Consider the following 21600-nt stretch of genomic DNA (forward strand, 5'->3'; position numbering starts at 1 on the left):
ACCTAAGGAAATATTTATCTGGTCTGTAGTCTCACCGTGGAACTACCATTCCCTTGTGATCTTGAAAGGTTGGGATTAAAAGGCGGTCTCGGTGCATTGCCATAAATTTCAGTGAATGGTATTACCCAGCCATTGAGTGGTTTGGCGCCTTTAAACTTGGTTTCAACCCAATACGTATGCGATGAATTTCCATCGGCATTTGTGGTATGAATTTTAAGCTTGCGAAACTCGTTAGAGAGTTGTTCATGGAGGTCTTGGTCGATACCTTTCTCAATTAAATACTGTTTAAAAATCGCTGGTTTCAAGAGAAATAGGCCTTCTTTTACTGAGTGAACCGCTGTGTAAGATCCGTTGATAGCGATCTCGCGTTTTACGAGTCCAATACGAAGCCATCTGAGGAAATCAGAAGCATCCAGCGGAGCGTTAGATCTCCTAGAGCCCCCTCGTGCAGTGTGAGTTTGATCGAGATATTGGTGATCGTTGTATCCGGAGCCTGCGCTACTCAAAGCTGCTAAAGCAACGCAACCGCATTTACCGCTTACCCAAGCCACGTCGCAACCGAAATCGTTGGGAGCGTATTGAATCTCCTGGATGATATGTCCGGTCGATCCTACGGCTCCGCCGATGATTGGATGAAAATTTACAATGTCACCTGTATTTAGTTTCATGTTTAATTTGCGTCCTTTTCTTCCGAATCGGCTGCGTCTATCGCATCGTCAGTAGCAGTCATTTGATTGAATGCTCGCTTCATCATTTGCGCCCAATCGCTATTCTTTATGACCCCATCAGAATCTGGATCAAGTGATGAGATGAGTTTTAACTGAGTGTTTTCCAAGTGGTAGTTCTTTGCAATTAATGAGGGAATTGTTATGAGGAGAGAGCGTGCCCGTTGCAAAAATTCCTTGAGGCCTTTCTCATCGAATTTTTCAATTATCGCGTCGGCGAACATTTGATTGACCAGAGTTTCAAACGCATCCGCCTTTCTTCTTCGTTGAGCGTCAAAGTCGTCTGCCATCGGTGAGGTATCGAATAGCTTCGACTTTCGGTCCAAAAAGGGAAGTTGATTTTGTGCGTAGTGAATCATTGAATAATATTCGGAGCGAGTAATGATGCTACGACCAACAGCGTGAACAGAATCTATGTAGGATTTGATGCGCTGGTTGCTTTTATGGCTTTGTAGCGCGGTATACGCATCTGCTGATATTTCGAAGTCGTCAGTCATCCGATTGATGCATGAATATCCGGATATTAGGGAGGCGACAAAAAGTCCAAAGCTGAGCAATTCTAATACTGCGCCTGGAGCTGAAGAAAACCAAATTAGGGAAGCGACTAAGACAAGCACTGAAGCAATAAGTCCAGCCGTTAACCAACGCCCGCGGTTTTGAATTTGGGATTCTGTGAGTGGTATTAATTTATCAAAATCTTTAATGCGCATTTCAATCACCAGAGTGGAGGGGTTCCGCCATTAGATTCAATTTCCGTGTCACGTGACACGGTTTAATTGATTTCACTTGCGTCAGATTGTGCGGAAGTTTCGCCGTAGATGCCCGCAAGTATTTGCGCGAGTTCACCGGTCGAGTCGATATCGTTAACAAGCTTCCGGCTTAGGTTGACTGTTTGCTTGTCAAACAGATGCGGTGGTAAACCGTCAGCTTCAACTCGTACGCGATGCAGGTCCATGGCAACTTTTCGGTAAGCCTTCATTGTGTAATTGAGCGTATTTCTAACGGTCTCGTAAGCGGCAAGCACCTTGTAGTAGCCCGGCGCTTGCTTGGCTAAAAATTCCTGAACCATCGGGAACGTTTTATGATCAGCATCGAAGGGGTGTACTCGTCCGGTTTTAGAAAGCCCGTACGTATCAGCAAATGGTTTCTTAGCTCTCCACTCCAAAACGCAGGAAGACTTCAAACCTTCATGGGCTAAGTGATCGAATGCTTCGCGCCCTGTGTAATCCACCGTGAGCTTCTCACGGCGCTCAGTCGTCGCAAGGTACATGTCAACACATTCGCATCTGGCGATCTTTGCGCTTTGACGCTGGCTGGCAACCAGTGCCTCCATTGCGTCGTTCAACGCAATGATTTTGCGCTGAACTATGCGAATACTCTTTTCAGCATCCGCAACTCCCTTATCCCTTAAAAGGCCTTTTAAAGAATGGGCCGCAAAACTCGGATTCGCATCATCTGAATCTAACCAGATTCGATTACTTACGCGCATTATTTGCTACCTTTTTTTCGTTCAACGTTAATTGGTTTCGTCGCACCATGTTTTTGCGCTAGTGAGTCTGCTGCCAGTTTTATATCGCTCATAATTTTGGTGCCCTGCGCAACATCGCTCAGGTAGCCCTCTAGAATGCGGTTCACCGGACTAAGCTTCGCTCTATATAAACCGCTCATTACCTCAGGAGTAAGCAGAATGCGGCGGCCTTGTGCTTCGTCGTAGCTCGCAATCGCGCGTCGAGCAAGTTTGTTTTTTTGACGAATGTCCTCGCGCTTCAGACCTGTTGATATCCAACCGTCTACCTGGGCGAACATGTGCCTCAACGCGCGCGCCGAATTATTGACGATTGACACCCAGTCATTGTCAGCAAATAGACCTATGTGTTTCGCTGTCAGCGCCATGCGCATAATCTTGTCGAATTGTTTGAGCAACATTGCACCGCGAAAGCCCCAAGGGCTGTAGAACTGCAAGCGAAATTCGACAGGTGCGTCACTGGCGCCAATGGAGACTTCAAAATCTTCCATCCCGTGAAGGAGATCGTTCATAGCTTTCTCTCTCGCGTCCAAAGTTTCTTTGGCAGCGTCATATGCTTCTTCGATGTCCAGTAACACCTGATCTGCAAATGGATCATCGATGCTCGAAGCCGACCACACCAACGCGACCTGCCTTGCGAATCTGGCTAAACCGATAATGGGGCGAACATTATTTGCTGGGTCGCCTTTGCGCCCGCGAAATAAATTCACGGATTGAGTCGAATGGAACTTGACCACAGCCGACGTATGGATTGCCCCAGGGGTCATGTTGGCCGTGCTTGGCCCGATAAGCGGATCCGCCAAGCCTGGCTGGTTGGACGGTTTGACAGCGCTGCGTGCTGCCGCCTTATGCGATGCAATTCTGGTGCGAAACATCGCTTCCGCTTCTGCATCGTCGCCAGCATTCGTAGCCATCTCTACAGCTTCAGATATTTTTTCATCATGCTCAGCAACATCGCTCATCGCAGTCAGCCTCGTAGTTTTGTTGGTGTTAGTTTTTCCTTCAGTTTCATTTCTCATGTCGTCCTCCTATGAATCTCTTTAACTTCGCGTTTACCGCTGAAACCGTGTCACGTGACACGTTTAATTCTCTCGATTCTTGGGGTGTGGTCAGTGACCACACTTCCAGCTTCCTGAAATGTTTGGTCAGTGACCAAACTCCCAGCTTCAAGTAATTCAACTTCCAGCTTCCTGAAATGTTTGGTCAGTGACCAAACTCCCAGCTTCAAGTAATTCAACTTCCAGCTTCCTGAAATGTTTGGTCAGTGACCAAACTAGTCGCTCTGATCCTGCTGGCGCTTTCGAAACGCTGAACTGTCCGGATTGTCGAAATACATAGGCGCGTCATTGCAGGCCAGGGCTCGCTTTAGCTCAAGAGCCCATTCGTCCGGATAGAATTGATCTGCATCCGCTCGTCGAATGAGCTCTCCAACAAACGCAATTGAGTTATGTAGTGGTCTTGCCGCCCAGCCGTGCAAGTAGGTCGCATTCCTTGCGATTGTCTGCATCAAAATATCTGTTCGATGAGACTCGGGTGCTTTCTTAAGCATCCGCTCAATAACTGGAAGTTGGTTTTCACGAAATTGAAACATCGTAATCACGTAGCGCTTAATTTCAGGGCAGGTTGTTCCGAGGCTTGGAAAGTGCTGGAGCGCAAGTGTGTAGGTCTTCTCCGGATTGGCGTCGGGATTCGGGTTTGGATTGTCAGCGACAAACAGCTCAATCTGCGAGTAATCGTCTTCATTCTCGTGCGTAGATATATATTTATTATCAAGATAATTATTATTACTACCGTGCGCGCGAGAAGGAAAAAAATTTCTTTCTGCGGTTAATGCACTTTTTTCAACCGATTCGACCGAGTCAAAATTTTTGATATGGTTTCCATCCGGCTTGCTTTTGTGTGTCTTCACCGAATCAAAATTTTGTAGGTGGCGCGGGGACTTAGCAAAATTCGACAATTTTTCACCTGCTGTAACCGTGTCAAAATTTTTGATGTGGTTATTGAAGGGTGATTCTTTTGCGGAATTAAGTTGCGCAGAAATAAGATCGAGTTCAGTTGGTGCTTGGAGGCTACGGATACTATCGATTTCTTTTAGAATGTTTCCTGCGACAGTGCGGAGTCGTTTATTTGGCGATTGCGTCTGATTCTGTAAAAACTGAATGTACGACATATCTATCTGTAGGGTCGATTCCAATGACATTGGCTTGTCATGAAACAAATAGATATCTCCTACAAACTGTCCATGCTTACGCACAGTTTTGCAAAAGGTAACCCATCGAGTTGCACGTAACATTGTTCGAGCGGCCGTTACTGTGGCTGCTGAGCAATTGATCATTGAAGCCAATTGGTCTCTGCGAGGTGTTGCTCCAGGTTTTTCTGGGCTAATTATGGATAAGCGAATTGCCTGCCAGCACACCTTTTCTAACGGCGACAAGGTTTGATTCAGTACAAGATGGCGGGGGAAGTTATCGCTCCATTGACCGGTAAAGAGGACAGCCATGCCGTCCTCTTGCTCAGGTGAATCATCTGGACCGGTGCGCACTCTGATTAGGTCAAGTTCTGCCTTTTCAATTTGACGCGTAAGCCTTATCAAGTCGGTTTGATCAGTCATGTGATTCATACTCAAAATGCTTGCTTTATCGCGATCCATGCGCGATCAAGTGAGATTTGAGTTTCATCAAACACGGCAAGTAACCGCGTTAGCGGATCGACAATTATTTGATGCTTTTGCCAAGCGCGTAGAACCGCAATTTCGTCGTCTTCGTTTAAGTTTTCGATGCGTCCCTTACTGTGTTCAGGGATTTCCATGCGTTCGCGTCTAAACGTGAAGTCGCGCCGAGTAATACCTTTGAGTTCTTCGAGTACAGGTTGACGGATACCAGCTCGAATGGCCTTGTTAATTTGGTCGTCTTCTCTGGTTTTCTCGCTCGCCATGTTCACAAACATTTGTAGCTGGCGCTTGTCGATCTGGCAGTGGAGTAGGGAACCTCTGAAATCAATCAAACAGCTTAGATGATCCATCTGGAGTTCTTTAAGCTGCTTCGCAAGCTCACTGTCTATTTCCGCCAGCCCCATTTGTTCAAGAGTACGAGTGTCGTCACGCTGAATTGCAGAGACTGCCAGCATGATCGCCTGTTGGTTGATAATGAAGATATTGGGCGCCATGACTACACCTCCTTCGCTTTGCGAAAGCTCAGTATTCCAACCGTCAATTCGAGCTCATCCAGCGTTGGGAAGAGTCTCCCAAGTGGGTGTTGAGCAGCGCTAGCAGCACGTAATAGCGCTCGCTTTTCGGTGGTTAGGCAAAGCAGATTTTGAAAGCGGTCAAGGCCGAGGTAATCGATTGGTACAGATGTCGAAACTAAGGAGAATTCGGGGGCGTTGTGGTCTGTTACGAACCAACTACTGAGTTGGTACAGCGTTACGAAGTAGAATGCCTCGATCTCATTGAGAGTCTTTTCTGAATCACCTGGTAGCAAATAGAACCCGCTATTTAAACCGCCGCCAAGAGATGCAGGTGCAAATTCAACCAATGTGTCAAAGCCAAGGTTAAATGCGCATTCGTAGGCCAGACCGTAAGCGTGGCTCATTAGCTCTTCTGACGACATCCCAAGGAGTCGTTGAGCCTTAGTTGAATCGGATCCAACCATTTGAGCCTGCAGCGCGTCTCCAATCAGTTCGGTCTGCTCAATACCGGATGGACTATTCGGTTGCTTGTTCTGTTCACTGTCTCTTTCTCGAGGGGCAGCGCCCTGAGAATTTTTCCTGCCGTCACCTGCCTTATATGTATTGGCATTCCCTTTAGATTTGTCGGAAGCGCCGAGGGCGGCACCTTGCGGATTTTCGAAAGGCTTTTCAGGTCGTACGCCGCCCGGACTTATGCCTTGTGCGATTGCTTGAATTTCAGCTCGCACCGAACTGATTGGAGCGTCCAGGCGGGAGGCGATATCTGACTCAAGTTGGTTTTGTGCCTCGTTAATATCAAAGCCGTCGCCGTCAAGAGCTGTAAAAGTAGCTTGCCAAATTTCATCAAAGGAACCTTCATCCGGTTTGGCAACCGAGTCCCAAAATGTTTTGGAATTGTCCAAAATTTTTCGGATTGCCTTGACTGCGGGCCTTCCCAAACCATTCCAGAATGCTGTTGGAATAATGGGAAACAATGTTTCATGGGCATAAAGAAGCTGGTTTAGGTTGCTTTGTTCAATTGCCCATCCGCGTGTTGATAATTCTTTAGCTAGGGCATTTATTGAGAATTGCTTTTGAAATTTGTCTTCAAGAAGTATTTTTGAATCGTACGCGGCAAGGGCGCGCTCAATAAATAGCATATCGCCGCGTTCTTCATTTTCAACAGTACCTCCGATCAATAACTCAAGATCCCCTTCTTTTGGCCAGGGAACAAACATGCAATCGAAGGAAAAGAATTTGGGATCTTGAGTCTCTTGCCAAAGCTCATTCAAAATTTGTAGTCGAGTATTTCCTCCGCGCTTCACCATGTAGGGATCGCTTGGATTTTCGCGAGTTACCTGTGGTGGCTCGTCAAGCCCACGTGCGAATATCGACGCTTTTATGCTGTCGAATTTTGGATTCTGGGTTCTCCTTGGATTGCGTCTTGAGGGAATGACGTTGTCCAAGGTTACTCTTACACGTGTTGGAACCGAGGGGTCTGGCGGTACGGTGCCCGACTCTTCAGATGCTTGGAAATGAGGTGCATTTAACGCTGCAGCAAAGTCATGATTTCTAGACATTTGTCGCCTCTCCCTGCACCCGTTTTGCGTTCATTCCGTTCCATTCTGGCTCGATTCCTATCAGCTTCGGTTCGAGTTCATAAATAAGGTCTAACATGGTCTGAAGAGCGGGAAGCGTAGAGCCGGGGCGGGTTTGCTCCAGGCGATGTACTGGAGTCCCTAGGCTTGATTCCGCGTACACTTTCAGGCGAGGAATGATGGTATTAAGCACGGTGACTTGGCCGTCCACTTCCTTGTCGAATTCGGCGCGTAGGTATCTGGAAACGCTTTCTGAGTCGGAGTTTCTATCCCATTGGCTAAAAAGAACTTTAACTGGAGGAAGGGCTCTACCGGTAATCGATGTGAAACCTGGGCGCGGTTTGAATTTATTGATCAGCGTGACTGTGCCGTGGATAAATTCGCGACCATCTAAAACCTTTGGCTGGACTGGGGAAAGTAAAACATCTGCTGCGAATATAACTGTCTCTTGAATGATGCCTTTGGCACCTTGAGTATCTATTAAAATGTAGTCGTATTGATTGCGTATGCCTTCAATGGCATAGAACAGGTGCTGGAAATGTGTAATTGATTCTCGGAGAAAGGTCGAAATGGCGCCACTGTCGCCACCCGGATCATCGTTAATGACGATATCCAGATTCGAATAAACAGTTTTCGATATGCAGCCCTCGGCATTAGCATTGCGATAAAGCTGCGTTAACCCGAAGTTGGCTTTTTGTTGAAGTTGATATAAACGAGAAAGGCTTTGTTGCGGATCGGCATCAATAAGTAGAACTCGCTGACCCATGTCAGCAAGTAAAGCACCGGTGTTTGCTGTGGTTGTGGTCTTGCCGACACCACCCTTTGTACAGGTGATACCATAAGTTTTGGCTGGCATTTTTTCTATCCTCACTAACGTCAAGTTATTGAGGAACTAGAAAAAACAGACTACTTGAGTATTGCGGCGACCTTATTTAGATAGGGCCTCCCACGTAAGTAGGAGACCCTTTCAATATGGTAGCTAGAGGCGGGATTGAACCGCCGACCCCAGCATTATGAGTGCTGTGCTCTAACCAGCTGAGCTATCTAGCCATAGTCAAGGGCGCGCATTTTGGCGTTTGGGGCGGACAATGTCAACCCTGAAAATGATAGTTTTTCATGGGCTTGGGCAACTTGGGTGCAAATCTGGAGGGCGGTTAGTGGTATAGTGCGCGGGTATTTTCAGGCATCAATTTCCGCATGTAATTGTATTGTTCAAACCCAAGAATAGTTAAAGGTTCACGATGGAATTCCTCGATTTAAATCCCGCCAGCAAGGCCAAAGGCCTGGTTCATTTGCCCGGCTCCAAAAGCATTTCTAACCGCACTTTGTTGCTTGCCGCCTTGGCTTCGGGCACTACTGAAATTCGCGACCTGCTTAAATCAGACGACACTGACCGTATGCTTGAGGCGCTTGCTGCATTAGGCGTGAGCGTGACCAAGACTGGCGAGAACGACTATACAATCGTGGGTACTGGTGGGAGTTTCCCTAATAAAGAGGGCGACTTGTTTTTAGGCAATGCGGGCACGGCGTTTCGTCCTTTGACCGCAGCGCTCGCCTTGAGCGGCGGTACTTACAAATTGCATGGCGTTGCCCGTATGCATGAGCGCCCCATTGGCGATTTGGTGGATGCGTTGCGTCAGATAGGCGCGGATATCACTTATCTTGGCGAGGAAGGTTTCCCTCCGTTATTGATTAAGCCTGCGACTATCGCGGCCAATGGCGTGATCAAGATTCGTGGTGATGTTTCGAGCCAGTTCCTTACTGCGCTTTTGATGGCCCTTCCTATGACAGGGAAGGAGACTCATATTGAAATGGTGAGCGAGCTTATTTCCAAACCTTACATTGAAATTACCCTTAAGTTGATGGCGCAATTCGGGGTAAATGTTGTACGCGATGGTTGGGAGCGTTTTACAGTTCCGGCCGCAGCGGGCTATAAAACCCCGGGTACTGTGTTTGTGGAAGGTGATGCGTCTTCGGCCTCTTATTTCCTTGCTGCAGGTGCAATTGGCGGTGGCCCGGTTCGCGTGCAGGGCGTCGGCGCTAGCAGTATTCAAGGCGATGTTGCTTTTGCCGATGCATTGGAAGCCATTGGTGTGACGATTACAAAAGGTGAGAACTGGATTGAAGCTTCTGCACCATCTTTACCGCTTAAAGCCTTTGATCGCGATTTCAACCATATCCCCGATGCAGCCATGACGCTCGCGGTAGTTGCGCTCTTTTGCGATGGACCTTCGCGTTTAACTAACATCGCCAGTTGGCGAGTAAAAGAAACAGACCGCATTTCTGCTATGGCTACCGAGTTGCGCAAGTTGGGTGCAATTGTAGAAGAGGGTGAGGATTGGTTGCGTGTGACACCGGTGGAAAAATTAATCCCGAATGCAGCAATTGATACTTACGATGATCACCGCATGGCAATGTGTTTTTCTCTCGCAACTTTTGGTGGTGTGCCTGTGCGCATTAACGATCCAAAATGCACTGCAAAAACTTTCCCAACCTATTTTGATGTGTTTGCGTCTGTCGTTAGTTAAGTTTCGACGAGCAACACTTTTAACGGAGGCTGCGGCCTCCGTTTTTATTCCAGCCGACATTTGGCAATAAGGAGTTTGAACAATGGCTATATTTACCCTTGATTTTAAAGTGCGTGACTATGAATGCGATATGCAGGGCATAGTGAATAACAGCGTTTACCAAAATTATTTGGAACACACTCGTCACGAATTTTTGTTGTCGCGCGGTGTGGATTTTGCGGAGCTGGCGCGTCAAAAAATTAATTTGGTTGTGTTGCGCGCAGAGCTGGATTACAAAGCACCTCTGGTGAGTGGCGATGAATTTTATGTAGATACCGTTGTGGTGCAATCCTCGCGCGTGCGGTTTGATTTTTTGCAAAATATCTATCGCAAAAAAGATAACAAGCTGATGTTGTCGGGTAAGATTACAGGTACGTCATTAAATGAGCGTGGCCGTCCATTTGTGCCAGATGTGATTGCGGCATTAATGGAATCGGAAGCTGTAATTGAAACGCCTTCGGAATAGGTTGTTGCGCGCGACCAAAATACTGGCGCTTAAATGTTGATCTTAATGAATATGTCTCTGTGAGTTGGCGCTTGTCTGTGCAAATATAGCGAGGTTCAACCCGGCCTAATCCAAGAATAATTGGCCAGAACGCTATCGGGAACATATTCATTAGGAGACGTGAAATGGAAACGCTGCTCGTCAAACTGGTGCAATTGGGGGCCATGGGGCTAATTGGTTTTACCCTCTACACCTCGTTCTTATTAATTCGTGAAGGCAAACGCGGCGCTTATAAATTTATGGGCTTCGCGCTAGGTTGCTCGTTACTTGCTGCAGGTGTGGAGGCTTTCAAGCTGCTGCATCCTTCGCAAATCAGTATTCATATTTCCCCTTCAAAACCCATGCTGGCAAATCTTCCTCCACCAACGGTATCTGTGCGCGGCGCGGTGTTGACCATGGGTGAAAATGGTGAGGCCGATATAGTGCTCGCTCCTGGCGACTCGGTGAAATTCAGCTACGAAAACACGCTGATTAAATTAATTACGGATCGCGATATTGCCTTAGCAAAAAGCAGCAATGATGCAGGAGGAAGCAGTGATGAAGCACCTTAATCTATTTCAATGCGCGTGCGCAGTTTTATTACTGCTAACGCAACTGCTTTTTGCGGAGCTGGCATTTGCAGATGATCCCATCCAGCCGCAATACAAAGGCGCTGATGCCAAAGCGGTAGATACCGCGAAAACTTTGCGACTTGCGCAGCGATATAACGAATCAATTGAATTGTTGCTGCCCATCACCAAGCGCGAACCTGAATATTATCGTGCAATGTATCAGCTCGCATTGGCCTGTGCAGAGCGCGCGCAAAGTTTATCAAAACAACCTAAAGATATTGAAAATGCAGATAAATGGTTTCGCATGGCGATTGCGCAAAAAGAACAGCTGCAAGCAGCCGGTAAACCGCTGGATGAATACACTATTTATAATTCCTACGGTTGGTTTTTAATTGAAAACGGACGCTTTAAAGATGCAGAAGCCAGTTTGCTTAAAGGGCTTAACGAATTAGATAAATTACCCAGCGTTACCTCACGTCAACGGGTGTTGAATAATTTATCGTTGGTTTATAAACGCCAAGGCAGATTTAAAGAAGCCGCTGATTTATCCAAAAAGGCGATTGAGCTAGGTAGTGTGACTGCACAAAAAAATCTTGTGGAAATTCGGCAGATGGCCAAGAGTAAAAATTAAACACGCTGACAAAATTGCCGGGTCATTAGAAGCCATTCAATAATCTGTGTTAAGGTGTCGTCCACAAAATTACTGAGAAATTTTATGTTTGTGGGTTTCGACTACGGCACCTCTAATTGCGCTATGGCCTATGTTCATAATGGTCAAGCGCGTTTAATCCCGCTTTACGGTAGTAATACTTTTGCGCATTCCACTCTTTACGCCTGTGAGCGTTCCTTTATTGCAGAAGCTGTTTGGCAACAATTGCCGCAAGGCGAAGATAAGCTCCTGTTTGCAAAAAGTCGCTCTGCTTTATTGAGTCAATCTCGCGCCGGTAAGCAAGAGCACTCTATTGCTAATGTGCGCGACGGTTTATTTTTTGGGCAAGATGCCATTGATCACTACATAGCGGCACCAAGCGAAGGCTATTTTATTAAATCGCCCAAGTCTTTTTTAGGCGCGAGCGGTTTACGCCAGCAGTCGGTCGATTTTTTTGAAGATGTAGTTGCAGCCATGATGCTCAATGTGAAAATTCGCGCAGAAGAACATCTGGGGCAAACAATTACGCAAGCCGTTATAGGTCGCCCGGTAAATTTTCAGGGTATTAATGCTCAGCATAGCAACCAACAAGCGCAAGACATTTTAACTGCGGCGGGCAAGCGGGTTGGTTTTCGCGAGATAGAATTTTTGTTTGAACCTTTGGCCGCCGGTTTCGATTTTGAAACGCGATTGACGGAAAACAAACGCGTGCTGGTGGTGGATATTGGTGGCGGTACTACAGATTGCTCCATGGTGTTGATGGGGCCTGCACATATTCAGCAGCTTGATCGTGCGCAGGATTTTTTAGGGCACACTGGCGAGCGCGTTGGTGGTAATGATTTTGATATTCAATTCGCGCAAAAATTGCTGATGCCGGAATTCGGAATTAACTCACCACTGTCCACCGGGTTGCCAATGCCCATCATGCCTTTTGTAAATGCAATGGCGATTAATGATATAGGTGCGCAAACCGATTTTTATGATATGAAAACAACTCAGTTGCTTGAAAAACTTTCGCGTGAAACAACTGAACCCTTGCTATTAAATCGTTTTATTAAAATGCGTGAGGGTAAGCATAATTTTGCGGTGGTTCGTGAAGCTGAAGGTGGAAAGATCGCGCTTTCTACACAAAGCAATTGCGCGATTGATTTAGGTTTTATTGAAAGCAATTTAGCACCTGTTTGTGCGGCGCAAGACTTTGCCGAGGTCAGCACGCAACTGCTGCAAAAAATATCTGCGCTGATTACTGAAGCTGTTGCGCAAGCTGAAGCCCAACCGGATATTGTTTATCTTACAGGTGGTAGTGCCAAATCACCCCTGATTCAGCGCGTTATTCGTTCGCTATTTGGCGAGCAAATTGCTGTGGTAGATGGCGATCATTTCGGCAGTGTTGCCGCGGGTTTAGGTGTGTGGGCGGGTAGGGTGTTTCGCTAGATTAATTTAACTAGTTTTCTGACGTAGGTTTTTCTGCTTTGCCCCAATTATACAATTCTGGAAATAGCCGCAACCAAAGCGCGGCTACAAGCAGCGTTCCAATTCCTCCCACTACAACGGCGGGCACCACGCCTAACCATTCAGCAGTTACACCAGATTCAAACTCGCCTAGTTGATTGGATGCACCAATAAAAATGGAGTTCACTGCACCGACTCGCCCGCGCATATCGTTAGGAGTTTGCAATTGAACGAGCGTGGAGCGAATCACAACGCTCACCATATCCGCAGCACCCATAATAATCAGCGCGATTAGCGATAGGAAAAACCATTCTGACAAACCAAAAATTAATGTCGTGATTCCAAAAATTGCGACACAAATAAACATGGTTCTGCCGGCATTTTTTTGCAGCGGGTAGCGCGATAAATACACGGCGAGAAACAGCGCACCTATAGCGGGGCCAGCGCGTAAAAAGCCGAGGCCAACAGCGCCGACATGTAAAATTTGTTCGGCATAAATAGGGAGTAGTGCTGTTGCACCGCCGAGAAGAACCGAAAATAAATCCAGCGAAATTGCACCTAACACAACTTTGCGTTGCCAAATAAATTGAATGCCTGCGGTTAATACTTTCCAGCTTAGGGGTGCATTTTGGCGAGTCTGTTCCGTAAACCTAATGGAAAATATTTGCGTAAAAGCAATGATAAAAAATAAACCGCTGGACGCATAAACAAAGGTTGTTCCACCTAAAAATAACAAGCCGCCAAGAGCGGGGCCTGCAATAGTGGCGAACTGACGCGATGCGGAACCCAGGGCAATCGCTTTGGGTAATAAATCTAATCCCACTAGACTGGGTAAGAGTGCTTGTAGCGCTGGGCCTTGAAATGCGCGTACTCCACCAATACAAAATGCTGCAATAAATATCCAATGTGACGATGCAATATCAAAAATTACACTGGCGCAAAGCGTTAAGGAAATGACGGCTTCTAAAAATTGGGTGATAAGAATTATTTTGCGGCGGTTATAGCGATCTGCGACTTGTCCAACAACCAATACCAAAAGTACCTGTGGTAAAAACAATACCAAGCCTAAATAGCCAAGGCTGAGCGCACTGTGAGTTAAGGTATATAGATGCCAGGCCAGAGCCATCATGACAATTTGGTTTGCCATGAATGAAAGTATTTGGCTAAACCAAAAACGTTTGTAGTCGCGATTCTGCGCTAATGCGGGGTCGAGAATAATCAATATGAATTGCCGGTAGGAATTGCGAGGTTCTATTGTAAAGAATTCTGCTTATGCTGCCAGTGCGGGATGAGGAATTTTTCCATCTTTGCAAAAATCTTCGCGCTTGAATTCAAAATTTTCATTGCCGCTGGCGCGCACAAACACACAAGTGTTGCTGGTGAATTTCACGTGCCAGAGTTGTTGCACGGCTGGCTCTTTATCAAAAAATGCTTTGGGCGAAAATACTGCGATGTTTTTACCGCCGCGAAAACGCGCTGAGGGATATACAATAAATTCCGCGTCTGCTTCACGCAATTTAGCGCCCAGCTCTTGGGTATAGCTCCATGATGCAGGATTGCTTATGTGTTCGTATTGGCTTTCAAAATCATCGCTGTGCAAATCCAGCGCCTTCTGACTTGAGAGCTTCACCTTAAACGCTGTGCGCTGGTCGCGAATATGTTCAAGTGCGCCAAGTTCAGTAGGGCCTTGTTGGAACAACCAAAAATAAACGGCCGTTTCTGCAAGGGCTGTTTGCAATTCGCAGGAGCCGTAAAAAATGCCGCGCTCCCAGGTTGTACCAAAACGGGAACCGTAACGTAATGGCGGGTAACGGAAGGGCGTCATTAACAAATAATTTAAGCCAAGAGTATCCGCAGGAATTTTGGGTTTGGATAAATCGAGCAACTCTTCCAGGCGACTTTGTTCCGTTGCCGATTGGGTAATGGCCATGGTGGCGGCCGTCTCCTGGGTTTCAACAATGCGCCAGCAGCTGCCAATGATGTGAGGGCGAAGCAGGGAAGCTAAATCCATTTGCTCAAATCCAATCCTTAAATGCGCCCGCGCATGGCATCCAGATACCAAAGCACTTTGGTTAGGCCATCCGCTTTGCGGATTAATTCTGCTGGCGCTTCATCGCCCAAATGGCGGTTGGGTGTACTGATCCAATGACGCATAGCCTCGGTATTACCACCCAGAATTGAAAACAGTGAGCGGTAAACACGAATCAGTAAAAGAGACATTTCAAAAGGTTTTTGCTCAGGTACTGGAGAAGAACCGTTGCGCATACGGGCAATGGTGGATACCGAAACACCAATAGTTTCGGCGAGTTGATCGCGGGCAAGCCCCAAGGCATCGGCAGCGTTTATGACGCTATTGCCGACCAGATTGAGGTCTGAAATAGAAACGGGTTTAGTGTTCATAACCGGTCTGCCTGTATCAAGTGACACTTTTTATTATAGAGAGTGTCACTTGAAATGCAAGAGGTGGGTGGTAAATCAACTAGGTCAGCTCGCGCCGGATTTGTGAACACCAGTACCGGCGCCCATAGGAAAGCAGAAGAGCTAGCCAACCTGTCGTTCGAGGCTTGCTATAGCTGCTTTGCCCATATAAATGTCACCCTTACCTAAAGCCGACATAAAGTTCTTATTAACGGGAATTTCTGTGTTGCCCATCAAAATTGCCACTCCGTTGCCTGAGGCTAAACGCTTGAACCGACGTACGGCTGACAGGCGCACCAGTGCCGACCTATGAGTGCGCACAAAGTCTTGTCCGGCTAGCAAGGCTTCCATATTTTTCATGGTGTCGCGCACAATGTATTCTCCGTGAGAGCAGTAAATATCCAAATAGTTGCGAGCGGCAACTACGCCTTCTATATCTGCCAGGCAGATAAAGGCTTTGTCGCGCCCTTTAAACGCCACCAGACCTGCCGGGGGGGTATGGGTTTGACAATTTGGCGTGCTATCAGCAAGTTCTGCCTTAACCGGTGGAACTAGGGTCAATGTAGGTGCTGTAGATTGCCGCTGTGTTTGCCAGCAGTGTGCGACCAGAGTTTTATTGCGCCAAAGCCATGCAAGTGTCAGTACCAGAATGGCCAAGCTGTAGCGGGGGAGGAAATAAAGTGTGTAAGTAACGATATTAAGAGTTGGGTCCAATAAGCTTTGAATCAGGAACTCCAGTGCCAGCAGAAGTCCGCAGCATAGAAGTGCTGGTGGGACAAAGTCTTTTAAAGAGATGGTGCCAGCGCGGGCGCGTTTATAGTAAACGTCATAAAGAAGTGGGGTGACAACTAGCCAAAGCCCCCAGGTTTGCACATACCAGAGCAGGTCAGCCGTTAACCGCGCGGGCGCTTGATGGACAAGCACATCGTACGCAATGCATTGGCCAATCAAGGCCACCAGCAATGCAAGCCAGCAGCTAAAAACCATGTCCATGTCGCGCACCCATGCTGACGTGAAAGGCAATGTCGTGGCCACAATTAATCTCCCAAGTTATTTCTCCATCAAATTCTAGCGAATTGCAGCCCTATACAGAACTACCCGCTCTCACTTTCGTCCCGCCATTCGTCCCTCCAATGATTTTTTTTAGGGTGTTTTAGGTTTTTGTCACCGCAAAAGTCAGTTTGTCCCAAGGTGCTTGGGCTTGCCCGGGTGCTTGATCAGCATAGTCCCGACAGCTGGACAAACTACTTGGGATTTACCTATGGCGATAAAAACCTTTATAAGCACACTACTATTGCTAGGCAATGTAGCTTGGGCGGAAGCTCCCACTAACTACAGTCATCAGGAAGTGCAAGCTTGTGATCTGCGCAGCGCGGCCACAAAGCCTGTTATTGATGGTCTTTTGGATGACAGCATTTGGCGCGAGCACACTCCCGAATCTGATCTGCATCAGTTGCGACCGCAAGAATATGGCACTCCTACGGAGCGCACCGAGTTTTGGGTGTGTTACGACAAAGACTTCCTCTATCTGGGCGTTATGGCCTACATGCAAGACCCTTCGCTAATTGTTGCGCGCCAGCATATCCAAGGCTTGCCTATGGAAAGCGATGACCAAATCCATATTTCTATCGACCCTTTTAATCAAAAGCGCGAAGGCTACTTCCTGCAGGTTAACCCCAACGGAATTCGTAACGATGCGCTAATTTGGGATGCTGCCAACGGCTTCAACTCGGATTGGGATGGCATTTGGTTTGCCGCCGCTAAAAAATTGGCTAAGGGTTGGTCTGCCGAAATGAAAATTCCGTTTCGCACTATAGGTTTTGACCCCGCCACTAAACGTTGGGGATTTAACCTGGGGCGTTTCATTCGGGCTAAAAATGAATTGGTGGTGTGGAACAGCCTGGGTGGTGCAGTTTGGGAAATGGGGCCAGTAGCCTTGGGCAGTATGGGGGACATTAGCGATGTTTCCATTGGCAGAGGTTTGGAAATTCAAGCTTCGGCCAAGCAGGCATACGAATACCGGGCGCACGGCGAAGACCAATCGCAGACGACATTGGAGCCATCGCTAGATGTGTTTTATCGACCCATCCCAAAAGTAACTCTGGCCGCCACCATCAATACTGATTTCTCAGCAACGGATGTTGATGACCGGATTATTAACCTCGACCGTTACGATCTTTACTTGCCGGAAAAGCGCGAATTCTTTTTGCAGGATGCGAGCCGCTTTGCCTTTGGCGAGATTATGGATAATGGTTCGCCGTTTTTCTCGCGGCGCATAGGTCTGGCCGGTAACAGCCAGCCACTGGATATGCATTGGGGTTTAAAAGCCAGCGGTAGTTTGGACAACACCAGTTTTGGCGCTTTGGCCGTTAATCAAGACAGTTTGGCTGCAGGCGTTGATACCAAAACCTTGTTTGCAGCACGTGTTGCACAAAATCTTTCTCCGCAACTCACCTTGGGGGGCGTGTACACCAACGGCAATCCAGATACGGGCGCAAGCGCGAGCACTGCCGGGGTCGATATGGCCTACAACAATTTGGGGCAGGAATCCTGGCTGCCGTTTCGCAGTTCACTTTGGTATCAGCAAACCGGGCCCAAGCAAGAGGGCAAGGAACAGGCTGCCTATGGTGCTGGCCTAACCTTACCCGGTAGCCGGTACGAACTTTTGTGGAATTTGGTCAATATCGAAAAAGATTTTGATCCGGGTTTAGGCTTTGTAAATCGCCGCGATATCCGCCACAACTATGCCGAAGGCCGCTACAGATACTATTTTGATTCGGGCGTAATCCAAGCCTATTACCCGGAGTTTTACGCTAGTCATGTCACAAACCTGGATGGTGAATTCCAGTCGCAATTCGTACAAATCAATCCGCTCAAATTTGTTAGCCGTTGGGGTGACCGCATAGGCGTAGGTCGTATTTTTAAACGCGAACATTTGGATAGCGATTTTAGTCCTGTAAAAAACCTGACCATTAAGGCTGGCAATTATGAATTTGCCAGCAACGCCTTATCCATAAAAACTGCCGAAGCACGTCGAATTTTTGCAGAGCTGGATTTGAAGCAAGGCGATTTTTATTCGGGCCAAAGTCGCCAGCAAAAACTGAGCATAGGCTTGCGCCCGTGGGATAGATTTTTATTTCAATTCACCTATGGCGAAAATGATTTGAAGCTGGACCAACAAGATGTCACCACTCGCTTGATTGCTTACAAACACGAAATTGCCATCTCTAACAGCTGGGCTTGGTTAACCAATATCCAATACGACAATCAATCGCGCCGTGCGAATTTTAATTATCGCTTGCGCTGGATGCCCGAGCCGCGCATGGAAATGTATTTGCTCTACAACCGTGGCGCACAAAAAACTGAATTGGACAATCGCTTTGAAACTGAAGAAGAAACAGCAGCTTTAAAGTTTTCTTATATTTTTGGCCTTTAATTTTTAGTGAGAGGATGGGTTATGGTAGAAACCGCTAAATTAAGCCGTATAACTATTGCGTTGCATTGGTTGGTGGCGATTGGATTTGTCAGTTTGTGCGTCATGGGAATTTATATTGTTAAAGCAGAAGCCTGGACATGGTATTGGACGCACAAATCTCTGGGCGTAATACTTTTTATGATTATAGTTGCGCGAGCATGGTGGCGATTGGTTCAGGGCTGGCCAGCTCCGATCAATACCTACGATAAAGTCGAACAAAAAATTTCCAAGTTCGTTCATTGGGGGTTGTTAGCGGGCACAATGTTTATCCCAATTTCCGGCATGATTCATTCAAGTGCCAGCGGCCACGGATTTGGGATTTTTGCATGGCATATAGTTGCGGATAACCCTGCCCTTGATCCAAAAGATGGCGTGATTGCTTACAGCAGTTTCTGGGCGTCGTTTGGGCAGCTCACTCACAAATGGGTCGCTTATTGTTTACTGTGCATGATTGTTTTACACGTTGCAGGTGCGCTTAAACATCACGTGGTTTATAAAGATAAAACCCTGCTGCGAATGCTAGGCAAATAAATCAGGTTAATTTTGTGTTCAGTTAGCCTTTGTTAGGCTCCCTACCTTTGGTAAAAAAGGGAGCCTGCTATGGCTGGTTTGATTCTGGCAGTAAGCCTGCTGACATTGCTTTTGTTTGCTCCGTTAATGATGTTGGGAAAATCACGCGCAGCCAATCGATGGTTGGCTGCATACCTGCTATGCCTATCCCTGATTGGTTTTAGCGAATACGCGGATGTCACTCGACTGTATTTGGAGCACCCGCGTTTATGGGGATGGTTTGATTTAGCGTTCACCTTAATAGGTATTACCTATTACCAATACGCCAACGCTTTAATGGGGCGCAGTTTTAAACCACACCAACTCTGGCATTTTTTACCCTTTGCAATTGTATTCGGAATTGTAGCGCTCACGCATTTCAGCGTTGGTCGTGAAGAACTTATTGCAGCAATTATCGCAGATGAACAAACGACATCGGGCGATAACACATGGACGCTCTTCTTCCAGGGAATGGCCTTAGCTTATATGCTCGCGGTAATTTTCCGACTCTATCAATTTCGCCAGCTGTTGAAACAAAATTTTTCGTCACTAAAAACCTGGGATTTGCATTGGTTATTTTGGATTACCCTGGCAAATGCGGTCATGCTGCTATTGTGGTTTACAGCCAACCAATCGAACGCTGGCTTAGCGCTGCAACTGGGTTGCCGCTTGGTGTTGGTTTATGCCTTAGTGTGGTACGGCATTAAACAACGCGTGATCTTTATTCCACCCGCTATCGACCACGAAAAAATTAATCTGGATGCACCTGATGAGCTGGAAGAAAAATATTCACGTTCAGGATTAACGGAATCTGCCGCCGAACTCATTGAAAAACGTTTGCAACGTATTATGAAAAGCGAACAACGCTTTTTGGAACCCAACCTGACGCTCAATCAATTAGCCGATGCAGTTGGCGCTTCACCGCAATGGCTGTCGCAATATATTAACCAATATCATCAATGTAATTTTTTTGATTATGTTAATAGCTTTCGCGTAAATCATGTTCAGCAATTGATTCGCGAATCAATCGACACTGAAAGCACTTTGTTGGATCTTGCGCTGGCGGCGGGGTTTAATACCAAATCAACGTTTAATAGCAGTTTCAAAAAAATAACAGGTTACACGCCATCAAATTGGCGAAAACAGGTAAAAAATATGTCCACGCCTATCTGCTCAGACGAAATTACTGCCTGATCTGAACAATATGGTCACTCCTGAATCATTGGAGGTGACCATGAACTTATCGTCTTTTATTTCATTTGTAGTTTCAATTTTCATATCCGTGCTTTTATTGGGTTGTAATACAGGCGCTAATAAAAAACCTGATGACACAAAGAATCCACCAAGTCTGACTGAGCAAGTTAGTAAGCTTCAGCAGCAAAAAAATATCCCGGCGGTATCTTTTGCCGTATTGGAAAATGGCCAGCCACAGTTCGCTCTAGCCGGAACGCTTGCCGTTAGTTCTGCACAAAAAATAGTGACATCCGATCTTTTGCCCTTGGGTTCAAATTCCAAAGCTTTTACGGCAAGCTTAATTGCGCGCTTTGTAGAGCAGGGCAAACTACATTGGAATGATAAGGTCAGTCAGTGGCTGCCATTGCATGCCAGCTACAAAGATTTAACCTTGGAACAATTGCTACGCCACGAATCTGGGTTGTCACCTCTGACGGAAATGAAAGATGTAGCGGATGCGATAAATGCTATAGGTGGACTAACCGGAGATCTTACGAAAGACCAGGACGCTCTTATCAATTGGGTCTTAGCAACGCCTTCGCGTTTTATGCCGGGTGGTAAAACGGAATATGGCAACACCAATTATGTTATTGCCGGGCGAATTGCAGAACATGTTGGAAAAGACTCTTATGAAAACCTGGTCCGCCGTGAAATTTTTATTCCGCTTGGAATCAACGGACAATTCAATGCACCTAAAAATGGCGTGCTGGGGCACAGCTGGGAAAACAATCAATGGAAAGTAAAAAATATCACACCCGAAGAAGAATATATTAACAGCCAACTCGCGCTTGCTGCGGGCGGGTGGTATATGTCCATGCCTGATTACACGCAATTTTTAAAAGCGAATATTGACGGCTTACGCGGTCAAAGCACTTGGCTAAAAGAACCAACCTTAAAATATATGCACAGCACAACCCGTGCAGATCAATTGGGAATTGGCTGGCAGGTGCTCAATTCAAATGGCGAAACCTTCAGCCAGCATTTAGGTTCGGATGAAGAAAGCTATTTACACGGCGTTATTTTTTCGCAAAAGTCTGGCAAGGCGGTAGCATTTTTTACTAGCGGTTATAGCGATGCTGCGGTGAATGCAGTGAGTGATTTAGCGTTGCAATGGGAAAAATAACTGAAATAAAAAAGCCACCAGTTCGGTGGCTTTTTAACAAGATGTTTACAATCGATCTATAGAAG

The 21600-nt window shown here is 46.7% G+C and carries 21 protein-coding genes and 1 tRNA gene; 9 read left to right on the forward strand and 13 right to left on the reverse strand.

Annotation, left to right across the window (positions count from 1 at the left end):
- Window positions 1-14: 14 nt before the first annotated feature.
- The 9 genes from IE104_RS13045 to IE104_RS13085 all read right to left on the reverse strand — a co-directional run bounded on the left by IE104_RS13045 (window position 15) and on the right by IE104_RS13085 (window position 8063).
- Entirely contained in the window at window positions 15-668 is a 654-nt protein-coding gene (locus tag IE104_RS13045) for a conjugal transfer nickase/helicase domain-containing protein (RefSeq protein ID WP_189419211.1), read from the reverse strand.
- Between the two features lie 2 nt (window positions 669-670).
- Window positions 671-1435, reverse strand: coding sequence for a hypothetical protein (locus IE104_RS13050; RefSeq protein ID WP_189419213.1), 765 nt, complete (start codon window positions 1433-1435; stop codon window positions 671-673).
- 62 nt (window positions 1436-1497) lie between these two features.
- Window positions 1498-2214 carry a hypothetical protein gene (locus IE104_RS13055; protein ID WP_189419215.1) on the reverse strand — a complete coding sequence of 239 codons (717 nt, stop codon included), beginning with the start codon at window positions 2212-2214 and terminating at the stop codon, window positions 1498-1500.
- Window positions 2214-3269, reverse strand: a complete 1056-nt coding sequence (locus IE104_RS13060) for a PFL_4669 family integrating conjugative element protein (RefSeq protein WP_189419217.1) — start codon at window positions 3267-3269, stop codon at window positions 2214-2216. Before IE104_RS13060 ends, IE104_RS13055 begins: the two co-directional genes overlap by 1 nt.
- A 254-nt stretch (window positions 3270-3523) precedes the next feature.
- Window positions 3524-4861, reverse strand: a complete 1338-nt coding sequence (locus tag IE104_RS13065) for an STY4528 family pathogenicity island replication protein (protein WP_189419219.1) — start codon at window positions 4859-4861, stop codon at window positions 3524-3526.
- Between the two features lie 11 nt (window positions 4862-4872).
- On the reverse strand, window positions 4873-5415 hold the full coding sequence (locus IE104_RS13070) for an STY4526/YPO1902 family pathogenicity island replication protein (protein ID WP_189419220.1): 543 nt from the start codon (window positions 5413-5415) through the stop codon (window positions 4873-4875).
- Window positions 5416-5417: 2 nt separating this feature from the next.
- Window positions 5418-6995, reverse strand: a complete 1578-nt coding sequence (locus IE104_RS13075) for a ParB family protein (RefSeq protein ID WP_189419222.1) — start codon at window positions 6993-6995, stop codon at window positions 5418-5420.
- Entirely contained in the window at window positions 6988-7869 is an 882-nt protein-coding gene (locus IE104_RS13080) for a ParA family protein (RefSeq protein ID WP_189419223.1), read from the reverse strand. The genes IE104_RS13075 and IE104_RS13080 overlap by 8 nt, the downstream gene beginning before the upstream one ends.
- A gap of 117 nt (window positions 7870-7986) precedes the next feature.
- Window positions 7987-8063, reverse strand: a tRNA-Met gene (locus tag IE104_RS13085).
- 191 nt (window positions 8064-8254) lie between these two features.
- Here IE104_RS13085 and aroA point away from each other — a divergent pair.
- The 5 genes from aroA (at window position 8255) to yegD (ending at window position 12719) form a co-directional block, all read left to right on the forward strand.
- Complete coding sequence (gene aroA, locus IE104_RS13090; protein ID WP_189419225.1) at window positions 8255-9541, forward strand: 3-phosphoshikimate 1-carboxyvinyltransferase; 1287 nt, start codon at window positions 8255-8257, stop codon at window positions 9539-9541.
- 82 nt (window positions 9542-9623) lie between these two features.
- Window positions 9624-10046, forward strand: coding sequence for an acyl-CoA thioesterase (locus IE104_RS13095; RefSeq protein WP_189419227.1), 423 nt, complete (start codon window positions 9624-9626; stop codon window positions 10044-10046).
- A 164-nt stretch (window positions 10047-10210) separates the two neighbouring features.
- Window positions 10211-10636 carry a hypothetical protein gene (locus tag IE104_RS13100; RefSeq protein ID WP_189419229.1) on the forward strand — a complete coding sequence of 142 codons (426 nt, stop codon included), beginning with the start codon at window positions 10211-10213 and terminating at the stop codon, window positions 10634-10636.
- Complete coding sequence (locus tag IE104_RS13105; protein WP_229837947.1) at window positions 10623-11267, forward strand: tetratricopeptide repeat protein; 645 nt, start codon at window positions 10623-10625, stop codon at window positions 11265-11267. The genes IE104_RS13100 and IE104_RS13105 overlap by 14 nt, the downstream gene beginning before the upstream one ends.
- An 84-nt stretch (window positions 11268-11351) precedes the next feature.
- Window positions 11352-12719 (forward strand): molecular chaperone, encoded by a 1368-nt coding sequence (yegD, locus tag IE104_RS13110; RefSeq protein WP_189419232.1) that lies wholly within the window; start codon window positions 11352-11354, stop codon window positions 12717-12719.
- 10 nt (window positions 12720-12729) lie between these two features.
- On the opposite strand, the gene IE104_RS13115 is transcribed toward yegD, so the two are convergent.
- From IE104_RS13115 to IE104_RS13130, 4 genes are all read right to left on the reverse strand, one after another.
- A complete protein-coding gene (locus IE104_RS13115; RefSeq protein ID WP_229837903.1) occupies window positions 12730-13959 on the reverse strand; it encodes an MFS transporter in 1230 nt (409 codons plus the stop codon).
- 48 nt (window positions 13960-14007) lie between these two features.
- Window positions 14008-14748 carry an RES family NAD+ phosphorylase gene (locus IE104_RS13120; RefSeq protein WP_189419234.1) on the reverse strand — a complete coding sequence of 247 codons (741 nt, stop codon included), beginning with the start codon at window positions 14746-14748 and terminating at the stop codon, window positions 14008-14010.
- Window positions 14749-14765: 17 nt separating this feature from the next.
- Window positions 14766-15137: an antitoxin Xre/MbcA/ParS toxin-binding domain-containing protein gene (locus tag IE104_RS13125; RefSeq protein ID WP_189419236.1), complete on the reverse strand. Its 372-nt coding sequence runs from the start codon at window positions 15135-15137 to the stop codon at window positions 14766-14768.
- Between the two features lie 141 nt (window positions 15138-15278).
- On the reverse strand, window positions 15279-16190 hold the full coding sequence (locus IE104_RS13130) for a LytTR family DNA-binding domain-containing protein (protein WP_189419238.1): 912 nt from the start codon (window positions 16188-16190) through the stop codon (window positions 15279-15281).
- Window positions 16191-16416: 226 nt separating this feature from the next.
- Here IE104_RS13130 and IE104_RS13135 point away from each other — a divergent pair, with 226 nt between their 5' ends.
- From IE104_RS13135 to IE104_RS13150, 4 genes are all read left to right on the forward strand, one after another.
- Window positions 16417-18591 (forward strand): carbohydrate binding family 9 domain-containing protein, encoded by a 2175-nt coding sequence (locus IE104_RS13135; protein ID WP_189419239.1) that lies wholly within the window; start codon window positions 16417-16419, stop codon window positions 18589-18591.
- 21 nt (window positions 18592-18612) lie between these two features.
- Window positions 18613-19161 (forward strand): cytochrome b, encoded by a 549-nt coding sequence (locus IE104_RS13140; RefSeq protein ID WP_189419240.1) that lies wholly within the window; start codon window positions 18613-18615, stop codon window positions 19159-19161.
- Between the two features lie 69 nt (window positions 19162-19230).
- Window positions 19231-20373 carry a helix-turn-helix domain-containing protein gene (locus tag IE104_RS13145; protein ID WP_189419242.1) on the forward strand — a complete coding sequence of 381 codons (1143 nt, stop codon included), beginning with the start codon at window positions 19231-19233 and terminating at the stop codon, window positions 20371-20373.
- Between the two features lie 40 nt (window positions 20374-20413).
- The gene (locus tag IE104_RS13150; protein WP_189419244.1) at window positions 20414-21535 is read left to right on the forward strand and encodes a serine hydrolase domain-containing protein; all 1122 of its coding nucleotides are present in this window, start codon (window positions 20414-20416) and stop codon (window positions 21533-21535) included.
- Window positions 21536-21600: the final 65 nt, after the last annotated feature.

This window comes from Cellvibrio zantedeschiae (genome assembly GCF_014652535.1).
In the GTDB taxonomy this organism is placed as follows: domain Bacteria; phylum Pseudomonadota; class Gammaproteobacteria; order Pseudomonadales; family Cellvibrionaceae; genus Cellvibrio; species Cellvibrio zantedeschiae.